Origin of the sequence: Rhizobium quercicola (assembly GCF_021168455.1) — a bacterium.
Classification (GTDB): domain Bacteria; phylum Pseudomonadota; class Alphaproteobacteria; order Rhizobiales; family Rhizobiaceae; genus Ferranicluibacter; species Ferranicluibacter quercicola.
Genome location: NZ_JAJOZR010000014.1, coordinates 75,581 through 89,380, shown reverse-complemented (window position 1 = coordinate 89,380; position 13,800 = coordinate 75,581). Strand labels below are relative to the sequence as shown.

The window sequence follows — 13,800 nt, the reverse complement described above, 5'->3', positions numbered from 1 at the left end:
TTTTTGTCGGATGTCGCCTTGCCTAACGTTCCGTGCGCCGGAGCGCCAAGGAAACATTGCGTGACTGCGTCGTGATCTGGGTCGCCCCCGTTCGACCATGGCGCGGGGTGCCCAAAGGCCGCGTCCCTGCAAAAACGCAAAACGCACCGGAGAGGGTATCTCCGGTGCGTTTGGTTGCTGGTTCTGTTGCCGTCGCTTACTTCGTCGCGACTTCGATGCCCGAGCCGCCGCCGAGGGCCACGTTGAGGGCGACGTAGTTGGCAGCGAGGCTGCGGATGGCCGCTGCGAGCTGGATGCGGCTGTCGGACAGCGTGCGTTCCGCGTCGAGAACGTCGAGCAGCGAGGTCGCGCCGCCGCGGTAGCTTTCGCGAGCCAGCCCAAGGGCCTGCTCCGAGGAGGCGACGACCCGGCGCAGGGCCGACACCGTCTCGTAGTTCTTGCGCAGCGCGATCATCGCGTTCTCGACTTCCTCGATGCCGTTAAGGACGGTCTGCTTCCAGGCGAGATACTGTTCCTGTGCGATCGAGCGCTGGGCCTCGACATTGGCGCGCAGGCGGCCGCCGTTGAAGATCGGCACGTCGAGCGTCGGGCCGAAGGACCAGCTCGTCAGGTTGCCGGTGACGGCATTGCCGAAGGTGCGGCCGGCATTGATCGAGCCGCTGAGCGAGAGGCTCGGATAGAGCTGCGCCTCGGCCACGCCGATATTGGCGGTTGCGGCGGCCAGCTGCCGCTCGGCGACGCGAATGTCGGGACGGTTGCGCACGAGATCGGCGGGAACGCCGACCTTGGTGTTGAACTTCGGCCAGGGCTGCGCCTTGCCGCGCGTCAGTTCGGCGGTGACCGAGGTGGCGGGCAGGCCGAGCAGCGTGGCGATGTGGTTGGCCGCCTGATGGAAACCGGTCTCATAGGCCGGAAGTTCGGCGAGGGTCGAGTTTACGAGACCCTCGGCCTGCACGACGTCGAGGCTGGATGCCGCGCCGGCGCTGCGGATGTCGTTGGTCAGCTTCAGCGTTTCGCGCCGCGACGACAGGCTCAGCCGGGCCAGGGCCAGAGCTTCCTGGTTGTAGCGGGCGTCGATGTAGGACGTCACGAGATCCGAGAGATAGGCGAGGCGGGCGACGTTGATATTGTTGTAGGCGGCATCGAGCGACGCATTGGCGCTTTCGCGCGCGCGGCGGTACTGGCCGAAGAGATCGAGCAGCCAGGAGGCGCCGAGGCCGCCATCGAGCGACTTGGTCTCGGTGTGGCTGATGCCGGAGGTCTTCTGCAGGTAGGAACCGTCGGAGCCCTGCACATTGCCGGATCCGCTGCCGTTGAGCGCGGGAAGGGCATCCGCACCGGCGATCACGACGTTGGCGCGGGCCTGGACGATGCGTTCGATCGACTGCTGGACGCTCAGGTTCTGGTTCATGCCCTGCGTGACGAGAGCGTCAAGCTTCTTGTCGTGGAAACTCTGCCACCAGGGGTTCAGGGTGACGTTGGCCGCAGGGGTGTCGGCCTTGGAGAATTTTGCCGGCAGGTTGTCGGCCGGCGTCTGGTAATCCGGACCCACCACGCAGCCGGACAGCAGGAGCATGCTCATGGGAAGGAGCGCTTGAGCAATCTTCATAAGGGTCCCCATCCGGCAGATGATGCGCCGGTAACGAATGATTCACATCTGGTCTTTACCATGTTCACCATCCGAAGCGAGGAAACAATCCGAAAGCTGAGGGCCTTCCGCATTATTGTCTGAAAGTGTTCCCCGCATGCCACGCTTCGCGCGTACGATGTGGCGCGGACCACATGGCGGCGGACAGCCGGATCCGTTCTAATCATCTGTTGCAATTGATTATTTCCGCATGTGTCCCAATCCGTGCCATGCATGCGGGTTGTGTTTTCCTTATTCGCTTTTCGGCTGTCTGCCGCAGGATCGGAGCGCCGCATTCGGCTCTTTCGGGCCTCGAAACCGGCTCGCTGCGCGATTTCGGTGTCGGTCCCGCCGCATCGGGCGGGCACTGGTCGCCGTGGCGGTCGCGTTACCGACGACGAACGGTCGAGATCCAGGCCCGAGGGAGAATCACCCTCCTTCGGCCGGTCGGACGTTGTCGCGACACGACATCGGGAACAAACAGGCGTAACGGTCCGCGCCATCCGGCCGGTTGCAAAAAGCCGTCGGCCCGAGCCGTCCGGATCACGCGTCGTCGATTACCGGAGCACCCGCATCGATCATCGATACCAGCGTCTCCAGCCGGTCGGCGTCGCGCGGCAGCTTGTCGGTGCGCAGGCGGGAAATGCGGGGAAACCGCATGGCGACGCCCGACTTGTGGCGGGACGAGAAAGCGATGCCTTCGAACGCGACCTCGACCACGAAGCCCTGGTCCGGCTCCGCCCGGACCGAGCGAACCGGGCCGAAGCGTTCGACCGTGTTGTTTCGGACATAGCGGTCGAGCACTTCGAGCTCTGCATCGGTGAAGCCGAAATAGGCCTTGCCGACGGGGACGAGGATGTCGCCCTGACCCGCATCGCCTTCCGTCCAGACGCCAAAGGTGAAATCGGAGTAATAGCTCGAGCGTTTGCCATGGCCGCGCTGCGCGTACATGAGCACGGCATCGATATTGTAAGGCTCGCGCTTCCACTTGAACCACGGCCCTTTCATCCGCCCCGGTGTATAGGGCGAATCGCGGCGTTTCAGCATGATCCCCTCGATGACGGGATCCGGCGGCGCGGTTCGCAGCCGGTCGAGCTCCTCCCAGGAGGCGAACGGCACGAGCGGCGAGAGGTCGAAATGCAGCGGCGGCGTGTTGGCGATCAGCCTTTCCAGCGCGTCGCGCCTGACGTCGAAGGGCTCCGGGCGCATATCGCGCGGGCCGTCGAACAGGAGATCGTAGCCGCGCAGGAAGGCCGGGTATTCCTCGATGGTCTTGCGTGTCACCGCCTTGCGGTTCAGCCGCTGCTGCAGGTCGGAGAAGGTTCGCGTCGCCTGGTTGGAGCGCAGCGTTCCCCCGACCAGAAGCTCGCCATCGATCACACCTTCGAAGTCGACCGCTTCGAGAATGTCGGGAAAGGCTCCGGAAATATCGTCGCCGCTGCGGGAATAGAGCCGGCGGGTGCCCGAGAGATTGGCAAGCTGCACGCGGATGCCGTCCCACTTCCATTCGGCGACGAAATCGGCCGGGTCGAGCCCGTCGAGATCCCTGTCGCCCACCGGTGTTGCCAGCATGACCGAGTGGAAGACGGCGGGCATGGTGAGTTCCGGGCGACCTGAATGGCCGTCGAGCCAGGCAAACAGTTCGACATAAGGTGGCAGCAGGCCATGCCACAGCGTCTCGATCTCGCCGACATCGACCGTTCCCATCTCGCCCAGGGCCTGCTTGACGAGGCGGGACGAGACGCCGATGCGCATGGAGCCGGTGATGAGCTTGAGGAAGGCGAAGCGGCTGGAGCCGTCGAGGCGGTCGAGCAGAGTGCGCACGAGATTGCGCACATCCGCGCGGCCGACCGTCTGGAGCTGCGCGACGATCGCCCCGAGCGAGAGATCGCCGAGGTCGGCCTCGTCAGGCTCGGTCCCTTCCCAGACGAGCGAAATGGTCTCGGCAAGATCGCCGACATAGTCGTAGGAATACTGGAAGAGAACCGGATCCATCCGCTCCAGCATCGGCTGGCGCAGCACGTTCGGCTTGACGGTCGAAAGCGTCAGCGTGCCGGCCAGAGCGGCGAGCGCATAACCGCGATCCGGGTCGGGTGCCGTGCGGAAGTAGTCGGTCAGCAGCCGGATCTTCGCATTGCGCGACGGGGTGAGGACGAGGCGGTCCAGAAGTTCTGCAAAATCCCGCATCATTCGCCCTCGTCGTCATAGCCGACCAGATGCAGCGGGCGGGCCTTGATGCCCTCCAGTTCGCACCAGCGGACGAGCGCTTCCTCGCGCCCATGGGTCACCCAGACCTGTCCTGGCCGGATCTCGCGAATGGTATCGGTCAGTTCCGCCCAGTCGCAATGGTCGGAGATGATGATCGGCAGTTCCACGCCGCGCTGCTTTGCCCTCTGGCGCACGAGCATCCAGCCGGAGGCGAAGATCGGGATCGGATCGGGAAAGCGGCGGGCCCATTTGTCGGCAAAAGCCGAGGGCGGGCCGATGACGACGGCCCCGGCAAAGGCCGGCTTCTCCTTCGCCGTCACGGTCGCCGGGCGCAGCTCGCCGAGGGGAATGCCCTTGGAGAGGTAGTAATCGCAGAGCTTGACCAGCGCGCCGTGGATGTAGATCGGTTCGTGATAGCCCGCCTCCCGCAGAAGCATGATGACGCGCTGGGCCTTGCCGAGCGCATAGGCACCGACCAGATGGGCGCGCTCGGGAAACTGGCGCAGCGAGGTCAGAAGCTTGCCGACTTCGTCCGCATCCGGCGGATGATGGAAGACCGGCAGGCCGAACGTCGCCTCCGTGATGAAGACATCGCAGGGCACGGGCTCGAAAGGCAGGCATGTCGGGTCGCGGCGGCGCTTATAGTCGCCGGAGACGACGATCTTCGTGCCCCCGCGGCTGACGGCGATCTGGGCGGAGCCGAGAACGTGGCCGGCCGGGTGAAAGCTGACCGTGACATCGCCGATCGCCATCGTTTCGCCGAGCACCGCCTCCTGCGACTGGCGGCAGAAATCCGCGCCGTACCGGATCGCCATGATTTCCAGCGTCTCCCGCGTCGCCAGCACCTCGCCGTGGCCGGAGCGGGCGTGGTCTGCATGGCCGTGGGTGATCAGCGCCTTGTCGACCGGATGCACCGGATCGATGTAAAAGCCGCCCGCTTCGCAGAACAGGCCCTTGGGCGTGGGATAAAGCAGCGTTTCCGGTCTCATGAGGATCTAGATAGCCGGACCGGGGCCGGCCGCCAGAGAGGCGGCCGGGATTCTTTGCAGCAGACGCTTACGCGCGCGACAGCGTTTCGGTGATCAGCGCCATCACGGCATCCGCGTCGATATCGGTGCAGACGGTCTGGCTCGGCAGGCCGTCCCAGGGGCTCGGCGGAAAGGCGCGACCGTCTGCCTTCTGGATGGTCTGGCCATCGGCGATGCCGCCGCAGACGACGCGGATGGCGCCGGTCCGCGTGGTGAAAAGCTCGGGCGCCACGACATAGACGCAGGCGCAGCTGTCATGCACAACCATGCCATCGGCGACGATATGGGCGTAGAAGTCGATGTAGAAGTCGGAGATATCAGCCAGCAGTTTTGCGCGCGGTCCCGAGGCGGCGGCGATGGCAGCCAGGGCCGGGCGGGTCATGACCGTCTTCATCGTCACGTCGAGGCCGACGACGGTGACGGGCCAGGCGGCCCCCATCACGATGTCGGCGGCCTCCGGGTCGCCGTGGATATTCGCCTCGGCGGCGGGCGTGATGTTGCCGGCGACGTCGAAGGCGCCGCCCATGATGACCACGGCCTTGACCAGCGAGACGATCTGCGGATCTTCCGCGAGCGCCCGGGCGAGATTGGTCATGCGTCCCACGGCAATGAGCGTGATCTCGCCCGGATGGGCGCGCACCGTGTCGATGATGAAGCGATGGGCGGGGCGTGCATCCGGCGCGCCTTCGACCGTGTCGGGAACCCCGATATTGCCGAGCCCGTCATGGCCATGGATCATGACGGGCCAGCCGACATGCGCGCGGGCGGGGTCGATCGTCTCGGCCACGCCCTTTGCGACCGGTGCCGGAATGTCCCAGGCGCTTTTAAGGAACAGCGCGTTGCGGGTCGTCGTCTCGATGGAGGCGTTGCCGAAGATGGTGGTGATGCCGACGAGATCGATGTCAGGGTGCTGGTGCAGGAAGAGCAGCGCCATGGCGTCGTCCACGCCGGGATCGGTATCGAAAATGACTTTGTGCATGATGCCCCCTCAGGTCTTGGTGCCGCGCTGGAAGCGGCGGATGCTGAATGGCGCGAGCGCCGGTTGCTCGCCCGTGTCGAACAGCTCCGCGACGAGCCGGCCGGTGGTGGCCGAAAGCGTGAGGCCGAGATGGCCGTGGCCGAAGGCGAGCGCGATGCGCGGATCGTCCGGGCTGAGGCCGATGACCGGCAGGCTGTCGGGCGTCGAGGGACGCCGGCCCATCCACTCCTTGCCGCCCGTTTCGGGCAGGGCGGGCACATAGCGGCGCATCTTGGTGCGCATCGCTTTCGCGCGGGCGAAGTTGGCTGGGGCATCGGGGCGCGCCAGTTCCACGGCGCCGCCGACCCGCAGTGCATTGTCGAAGGGCGTGGCGCAGAAGCCGTGTTCGGAGAAGAAGATCGGCATGGGCAGCGTCAGATGCGGATCGGTAAAGGTCGTGTTGTAGCCGCGCTCGGTTTCCAGCGAGACGCGCAGCCCGAGGCCGCGCACGAGGTCGCGCGACCAGACGCCGGCGGCAATCACGGCCTTGTCGAAGCTGTGGCCGACGCCGGCGGAGGTCGTGAGCGTGATGCCGTCCGCGCTCGGACGCACCGTGGCAATGCCCGCATCGACCAGGGTCGCCCGGGCACGGACATGCGCCTGCAGCGCGCGCAGAAACGTCTCGGGGTGGCGGAAGGTGTGGTAGCCGGCCGAGAAGATGCCGCCCGCGATCGCGCCCTCAAGGGCGGGAATGCGCGCGCGCACCTCGGCGGGGCTGAGTCGCTCCACGGCAAAGCCGAGCAGCCTTGCCGTTTCGCTCTCATGGCGAAAGGCCGCATCGAGCGCGGTCTGTGCGTCGAAGATCGTCATGGCGCCGGTGTGCTGCACGGGATCGACGAGCGAGGCCATCTCGGCGAGGTGCCTGTGGTCGTCGAGGACGGTTCGCATGAGGCCGAGCAGCGCGCTGCGGGTGCGGGCGGCCTGCGCCGGGCGGGCCGAGCGCAGGAAGGCCAGCAGCCAGGGGGTCAGGGCTGGCAGGTCGGTCCAGCGCAGCGTCAGCGGTCCGAGCGGATCGGCAAGCCAGCGCGGGGCAGAGAGAAGCATGTCCGGCCGGGCGATCGGGTCGATCTCCGGGATCGCCATGATGCCGGCATTGCCGACCGAGGCGGGAAGGCCGGTCGCGTCCTGCTCGAACAGGGTGACGTCATGGCCGCGCGCGATCAGGTGGATCGCTGTCGCACAGCCGATGATGCCGCCGCCCACTATGCCGATCCGTGCCATGCCGTTCCGTCCGCTGCTCGAGAAGCCTGTTGCCCAAGCTCATGCGCCATCCGGCCATCGGCAATCAAGGGCAAACACAGGCTGCGCGCGGTTTTTCGCGAGGTACGGCATGCCTGCGGACCGGGCGGATTAAAGCTTCCTCAACCCTGTTCGTTTACGGTCCCGCCGTGATGTCTGCCGCCGGCAGGCCTTTTGGAGCGCGTGATAGGGCATGGAGCGGCCGAGGTGAAAGGTATGTCCCTGAAAGTCCGGCTGTCGAAGAAGCGTCTTCTCGGCGCGGCTGCCGTGCTCGTCCTCCTGGGCGGCGCCGGCGTCTACGTTCTGCAGAGCGGGCTTCTGTCGCATGCCGAGGCCGAGATGACGGCTGCGCAGCCGTCGGGCGTCGCCTGCACCACGTCGGATTTCATCAAGCTCAACCGCGGCGGCCAGCGCTGGCTGCGCAAATATGTCCGCACCGACAATGTCGACGGCATCGAGCGGGTCCGCACCGCGCTGCGCGTCGCCGGCGTGCTCGCGAAGGCGGAGAAGGCGGATCTCTACCAGATCGTCGTGCTCGACCGGGCGGGGCCGGAAGGCAGGGCGAACCTGCGCGGTGCCGCGATCGGCGCCGAGGTGCTGTTTGCGCCCGACCCGACGAAGCTGCCGGACATGGACCAGCCCTTCATCGCCCGCTACGCCGACGGCAAGGCCAACGCGGTCGGTCTGTTCTACGGGGAGCGCAAGGCGCTCTCTCCCGACGACATCCGCGCGACGCTGACGGCGATGACCGATCGCGCCGATTGCGAGACACTGGTCGCCGATGCGTCCGTCGCGGTCGAGGGCGATGGGGTCGGCGGACACGGCAAGCCCGCCGGGCATGGCGAAGCTGCCGCCGAGGGACATGATGCGCCGTCTGACGGGCATGGCGAAGCCGCGGGCGAACATGGTGCGCCTGCGGAAGGCCATGGCGAGACTGCGGCAGAGCATGGCGCGCCGGCCGAAGGGCACGATGCGCCGGCCGCCGAGGGCGAAGCCGGCCACGCGGCACCGGCGAGCGAACACGCGGAGGATAACGCCGGTGGCGAACAGCCCGCGGCCGCAGAGGGCGGATGGGTCTCCACGGTCACCGCCTGGATCCCAGGAATGGGCGGCAAGACCGCGCATGCGGATGGGGAGACGGCGAAGGCTGCGGAACCGGCTCGGGACGGCATGTTGTCCACGGTCATGCGCCTGATTCCGGGACTGGGCGGGGACACGGCGGAGGCGCCGGTGGCGAATGCCGACCCTGCACCCGAGACGCCCGAACATGGGGCGCTGGAGCATGGGACGCCCGAACATGAAGCACCCGAACAGGCTGTGACGGCGCCCGAAGGCGGTCACGGAAAGGATGCGGCCGAGGCCGAGGGACATGCTGTGATTGCGGACGACGCGGCCCATGCCCCTGTCGCGACCGAGGCGGAGCACGAGGCGGCGGTGCCGCATGCCGTGACGCCCGAGGAGACCGGCGCCACCCATTGATGGCGCCGATCCGGGAAGACGCTTTGCTCAGTCCGCCTTGCGGCGGGCAGGGAAGAGGATGACGTCGCGGATCGACGGGGCGTTCGTCAACAGCATCACCAGGCGATCGACGCCGATGCCGAGACCGCCTGCGGGCGGCATGCCCTGATCGATCGCATCGAGGAAATCGTCGTCCAGCTGCTTTTCCTTCTCGCCGCGGGCGTGCGCCTGCTCCAGCTGCTCGACCATGCGGCGGCGCTGTTCTTCCGGGTCGTTCAGCTCGGAGAACGCATTGCCGACTTCCCAGGCATTGCAGTAGGTCTCGAAGCGTTCGACCAAGCGCGGCTCGCCCGGCACTTCCTTGGCAAAGGGCGAGATGTCCTTGGGGAAATGCGTGACGTGGCTCGGCTGGATCAGCGTGCCCTCGACCTTTTCCTCGAAGATGAAGGCGAGGCATTCGCCCCACGTCCAGTCCTTCTCGATCTCGAAGCCGGCCGCCCTGGACGCCGCGCGGGCTTCCTCGTCGGTCTTGATGGCGAGGAAGTCGATGCCGGTAACGTCCTTGACCGCCTCCGGCATGGGGACGCGCTTGAACGGGCCGGCGAAGGAGATCGTCTTGTCGCCGAAGGTCACGTCCGTCGAGCCGTGGATGCTCATGGCGAGCGACGAGAACAGGCGTTCCACGAGGTCCATGATGTCCTCGTAGTCGGCATAAGCCCAGTAGCACTCCATCATCGTGAATTCGGGATTGTGGCGGGTGGAGACGCCTTCGTTGCGGAAGTTGCGGTTGACCTCGAACACCTTGTCGGCGAGGCCCGAGACCAGCGTGCGCTTCAGGAACAGTTCCGGCGCGATGCGCAGATACATGTCGAGCTTCAGCGTGTTGTGGTGCGTCTTGAAGGGTTCGGCTGTCGCGCCGCCATAGACGGAATGCAGCATGGGGGTTTCGACCTCCATGAAGCCGTCCTCTTCCATGAAGCGGCGGATGCCGGAGATGATGCGGGCGCGCTGCTGGAAGCGCAGCTTCGAATCCTCGTTGGTCAGGATGTCGAGGTGCCGCTTGCGATACCGCAGCTCGACGTCGGAGAGGCCGTGCCACTTCTCCGGCATGGGCAGCAGCGCCTTGGTCAGCATGGTGATCTCTTGCGCGTTGATCGTCAGCTCGCCGCGCTTGGTGCGGCGCACGACGCCGGTAACGCCGATGATGTCGCCGATATCGACCATCGGCAGCAGGGCGCGCGCCTCCTCCGGCGTCGTGTCCTTGTGCGAGAAGATCTGGATCTTAGCCCCGGCATCGCGGATATCCATGAACATGCCGGAATTGCGCGACGAGAAGACGCGGCCGGCAACGGTGACCACATCCTCGGTCACCGCATCCGGCTCCAGCCCCTCGTATTTCTCCGCAAGCTCGGCGTTGGTGATCGTCCGGTGAAAATGCGCGGGGTAGACATCGCCGATCTGCGCGCGCAGCAGCTTCAGCTTCTGGGCCCGGACTTCGGTGACGTCGGAGGAGAGGGTGGTGTCAAGCGTTTCGGTCATGGTTGCCTGTCCTGTGGCGGCAAGGCCGCGATGTCTTCGTATGTGTCGGCGGGTGCCTCTGCCCTTCACCCTAGCCCTCTCCCCGCAGGCGGGGCGAGGGGACGTGCCCTGAAAGAGGTGGGCGGATGCCGCGTGTCCCTTCGCCCCGCATGCGGGGAGAAGGTGGCGGCAGCCGGATGAAGGGCAGCCAAGCCCGCGACTTTACTTTGCCGCAGCCGCCATCGCCGCTACCACCTGACCCGCGACCTTCAGGCGCTGGCGCACGACGGAGCGGCCGAGAATGGCCATGCTGTCGAACAAAGGCAGCGAGCGCGACGAGCCGGAAACGGCGATGAAGAGCGGTGCGAGAACCACCTTCAGTTTCTTGCCCATGCGGTCCGCGCTGGCGCGCAGTTCGGCTTCCACCGATTCCGCGTTCCATTCGACGATGGTTTCGAGATCCGGCTGCACCGTTTTGAAGATCTCGACCAGCTCTTCCGGCGCGGTCTTCACCTTGGCGAAGGACGACGCGTCGAGGCCGAGATCGGCCTTCAGCAGGAAGCCGGCGAGATCCGGCAGGTCGCCGAGCTTGGAGATGCGGGATTGGGAGAGGCGCAGGCCTTCCTTGATCCGGTCGTTCTCCATGGCCCAGGCCAGCACGCGACCGACGAAGGCGTCTTCCGAAAGACCTTCGCGCAGCCAGCGGCCGTTCAGCCAGTCGAGCTTCTGGACATCGAAGATCGCGCCCGCCTTCGACAGGTTCTCCGGATCGAAATGCTCGGTCAGCTGCGCCATGGTCAGCATCTCCTCGCCTTCGGCGATCTGGATGAAGAACAGGCCGAGGAAGTTCATCAGCGCTTCCGGCAGATAGCCGAGCGCGGAGTAGTAGGAAATCGAGGTCGGGTTCTTGCGCTTGGAGAGCTTCGACTTGTCGGCATTGCGCATCAGCGAGAGATGCATGAACACCGGTGGCTCGAGGCCGAGATAGCGATAGAGCAGGATGTGCTTGGGCACCGAGGACAGCCACTCCTCGCCGCGCGCCACATGGGTGATGCGCATCAGGTGGTCGTCCACGACGTTTGCCATGTGATAGGTCGGCATGCCGTCGGCCTTCAGCAGGACCTGCATGTCGACCGCATCCCACGGAATCTCGACGGGGCCGTAGACGCCGTCCACGAAGGAACAGACGCCCTCCGTCGGGATCTTCATGCGCACGACATGGGGCTCGCCGCCGTCCACCCGCCGCGTCACCTCCTCGGCGCTCAGATGCAGGCAGAGGCCATCGTACTTCGGCGGCTTGCCGGCGGCGCGCTGGGCTTCGCGCATCTCCGCAAGGCGCTCGGACGTGCAGAAGCAGCGGAAGCCGTGGCCGGCATCGACGATCTTCTCGACATAGGGCTTGTAGATGTCCTTGCGGTCGGACTGGCGATAGGGACCATAGGGACCGCCGATATCGGGGCCTTCCGACCATTCCAGCCCGCACCATTTCAGCGCGTCGAGCACCTTGGTCTCGAATTCCGGCGTCGAACGCGTCGCATCCGTGTCCTCGATACGCAGGATGAAGGTGCCGTTGTTCTTCTTTGCGAAGAGATAGTTGAACAGCGCGATATAGGCCGTGCCGACATGCGGCTCGCCGGTGGGGGAGGGGGCAATGCGCACCCGGACTGGTGTGTCTGTCATGATCTCGGCCTGTTGGCGTGCTGCTGGCGTTTCCGGGCAAGCGCCGCCGCACCGGCCCGAGCCCTCAAAGGCGGAGACGCGCGGCCACGCGGCGTGCGGGCGGCCGGGCATCTTCAATCGCGGGCGTGAGACCATATTCCCCGGCGCGCGTCAAGGCGGAGGCGGTGTGCGGCGGGTCTAGGCAAAGCGAAAGGGCCCGGCCTTGCGGCCGGACCCTTTCGTTCAGGCGATCAATGCTGCGTCGGCGTGACGCCGCCGTTGGCGGCGCGCTCCCGCTCACGCTTGCGGCGCGAGAACATGTTGAGCGCCTCGACGCCGGCCGAAAAGGCCATGGCGGCGTAGATGTAGCCCTTGGGAACATGAACGCCGAAGCCTTCGACGATCAGCGTTCCGCCGATCATCAGCAGGAAGGCGAGGGCCAGCATGACGATGGTCGGGTTCTTCTCGATGAAGTTGGCGAGCGGCGTCGCGGCCACCAGCATGACGGTGACGGCCGTGATGACGGCGATGAACATGATCGGCACGTGCGGCGTCATGCCGACCGCGGTGATGATGCTGTCGATCGAGAAGACGAGGTCGAGCACGAGGATCTGGCCGATCGCCGCGCCGAAGGTCATCTTCACGACGTTCTTGCCGGCGCCGACGAGGTCTTCCTTGTGGTCCTGGACGTCGACCGAGTGGTGGATTTCCTTCGTGGCCTTCCAGACGAGGAAGATACCGCCGGCGATCAGGATCAGGTCCTTGCCGGAGAAGCCCATGCCGGCGATCGTGAACAGATCGGAATCGAGCTTGACGATCCATGCAATGGCAAAGAGCAGGCCGAGGCGCATGATGAGAGCCAGGCCGATACCGATCTTGCGGGCCCTGTCGCGATGCTCCGGGGGCAGCTTGTTCGTCAGAATGGAGATGAAGATCAGGTTGTCGATGCCGAGCACGACCTCCATGACAACAAGCGTGATGAGCGCGATCCAGGCGGCTGGGTCTTGCATGAGCAGCAGGATATCCTGCATCGGGGCGGGTCCTTCCTCGATAGGGGTGGCCTCAGTGAGAGGCTGGTGCGGGGTGCCTGCGGCTGCAGGCGTTCAACGCTCCCCATGTAAAGGCAAATCGTGACGCGACAAGTCGCCCGCCGCGCGCCGAACCCGTCCCGGCGTCACGTTCTTTCACTTTTTCGCGATGTAGAACGTCAGGAACATCGCAATGGCGGATCGCACCGTCCGGTCGATCTCGTCCGCGTCCGGCGGAACGGGCAGCCAGCCGAACAGACGGCGCTTGAAAAGGCCGGGCATGCAGAGCTCGATGAACTGCCTTGAGGCGAGATCCGTGTCCTCGATCGCCAGCAGTCCCTCGGCGATCTTGTCCTCCAGATAGGCCCGCAGGATCGTGTAGCCGTTTTCGGGAGAGGCCGAGAAGAAACGGTGGCAGAGGGCCGGCATGCGCTCGCTGACGCTCAGCACCATCTTCATGCCGCGCACCGTCTTGTCGGCGCACATATGCGTGACGAAGGTCACGCCGAAATCCTGCAGGACGGCGTCGATGGGCCCGTGATTGCTCTGCAGGACATGCTTCATGCTGGCCACCACTTTCGCGCGCTCGCGCTCGATCATGGCCGCGAACAGATCTTCCTTGCCGTCGAAATAGACGTAGATCGTGCCCTTGGAGACGCCCGCCTCGCGGGTGATGTCGTTCATGCTGGCGGCATCGAAGCCGACGGCCATGAAGACGCGCTTGGCGCCGTCGATGATCTGCTCGCGCTTGACCGGGTCCTCGCCCGCCGCCCGCCGGCCCCCCGTTGCCGTATCCGCCGGAGCGGGATTCCGCGAAACGCCGTGCTGCGTCGCCTCGGTCGCGGGCGCCTCGTCCTCGACCGTGGTGTCCTCGATCGCGGTCGCTCGGGCATCGGCTCGCTGCAGCGCAGGCATCGCATTCTCCCTCTGTTAACTTTTCGAACCGCGCGGTTCGATTTCGCTTGATATGCGGGAAGGACTTGCCTATGTCAAATCGAACTGAGCGGTTCAGTTTGC

General features: G+C 65.8%; 10 protein-coding genes. 1 reads left to right on the top strand and 9 read right to left on the bottom strand.

Annotated features, from left to right (window positions below):
• Nucleotides 1-196: 196 nt before the first annotated feature.
• The 5 genes from LRX75_RS19685 to LRX75_RS19665 all read right to left on the bottom strand — a co-directional run bounded on the left by LRX75_RS19685 (nt 197) and on the right by LRX75_RS19665 (nt 7,102).
• A complete protein-coding gene (locus tag LRX75_RS19685; protein ID WP_231816346.1) occupies nt 197-1,609 on the bottom strand; it encodes an efflux transporter outer membrane subunit in 1,413 nt (470 codons plus the stop codon).
• 561 nt (nt 1,610-2,170) lie between these two features.
• Nucleotides 2,171-3,814: a cisplatin damage response ATP-dependent DNA ligase gene (locus LRX75_RS19680; protein ID WP_231816390.1), complete on the bottom strand. Its 1,644-nt coding sequence runs from the start codon at nt 3,812-3,814 to the stop codon at nt 2,171-2,173.
• The gene (locus LRX75_RS19675; protein ID WP_231816345.1) at nt 3,814-4,824 is read right to left on the bottom strand and encodes a ligase-associated DNA damage response exonuclease; all 1,011 of its coding nucleotides are present in this window, start codon (nt 4,822-4,824) and stop codon (nt 3,814-3,816) included. Before LRX75_RS19675 ends, LRX75_RS19680 begins: the two co-directional genes overlap by 1 nt.
• A 67-nt stretch (nt 4,825-4,891) precedes the next feature.
• A complete protein-coding gene (locus tag LRX75_RS19670; protein WP_231816344.1) occupies nt 4,892-5,842 on the bottom strand; it encodes a nucleoside hydrolase in 951 nt (316 codons plus the stop codon).
• A 9-nt stretch (nt 5,843-5,851) separates the two neighbouring features.
• Entirely contained in the window at nt 5,852-7,102 is a 1,251-nt protein-coding gene (locus LRX75_RS19665; protein WP_231816343.1) for an NAD(P)/FAD-dependent oxidoreductase, read from the bottom strand.
• A gap of 234 nt (nt 7,103-7,336) precedes the next feature.
• On the opposite strand from LRX75_RS19665, the gene LRX75_RS19660 reads away from it, so the two are divergent.
• The gene (locus tag LRX75_RS19660; RefSeq protein WP_231816342.1) at nt 7,337-8,599 is read left to right on the top strand and encodes a hypothetical protein; all 1,263 of its coding nucleotides are present in this window, start codon (nt 7,337-7,339) and stop codon (nt 8,597-8,599) included.
• 27 nt (nt 8,600-8,626) lie between these two features.
• Here the strand turns inward: LRX75_RS19660 and lysS are convergent, their stop codons facing one another.
• The 4 genes from lysS to LRX75_RS19640 form a co-directional block, all read right to left on the bottom strand.
• Nucleotides 8,627-10,117, bottom strand: a complete 1,491-nt coding sequence (gene lysS / locus LRX75_RS19655) for a lysine--tRNA ligase (protein WP_231816341.1) — start codon at nt 10,115-10,117, stop codon at nt 8,627-8,629.
• Nucleotides 10,118-10,318: 201 nt separating this feature from the next.
• Nucleotides 10,319-11,776: a glutamate--tRNA ligase gene (gene gltX, locus LRX75_RS19650; protein WP_231816340.1), complete on the bottom strand. Its 1,458-nt coding sequence runs from the start codon at nt 11,774-11,776 to the stop codon at nt 10,319-10,321.
• Between the two features lie 230 nt (nt 11,777-12,006).
• Nucleotides 12,007-12,786 (bottom strand): TerC family protein, encoded by a 780-nt coding sequence (locus LRX75_RS19645; RefSeq protein WP_113150105.1) that lies wholly within the window; start codon nt 12,784-12,786, stop codon nt 12,007-12,009.
• Between the two features lie 153 nt (nt 12,787-12,939).
• Entirely contained in the window at nt 12,940-13,698 is a 759-nt protein-coding gene (locus LRX75_RS19640) for a TetR/AcrR family transcriptional regulator (protein ID WP_231816339.1), read from the bottom strand.
• Nucleotides 13,699-13,800: the final 102 nt, after the last annotated feature.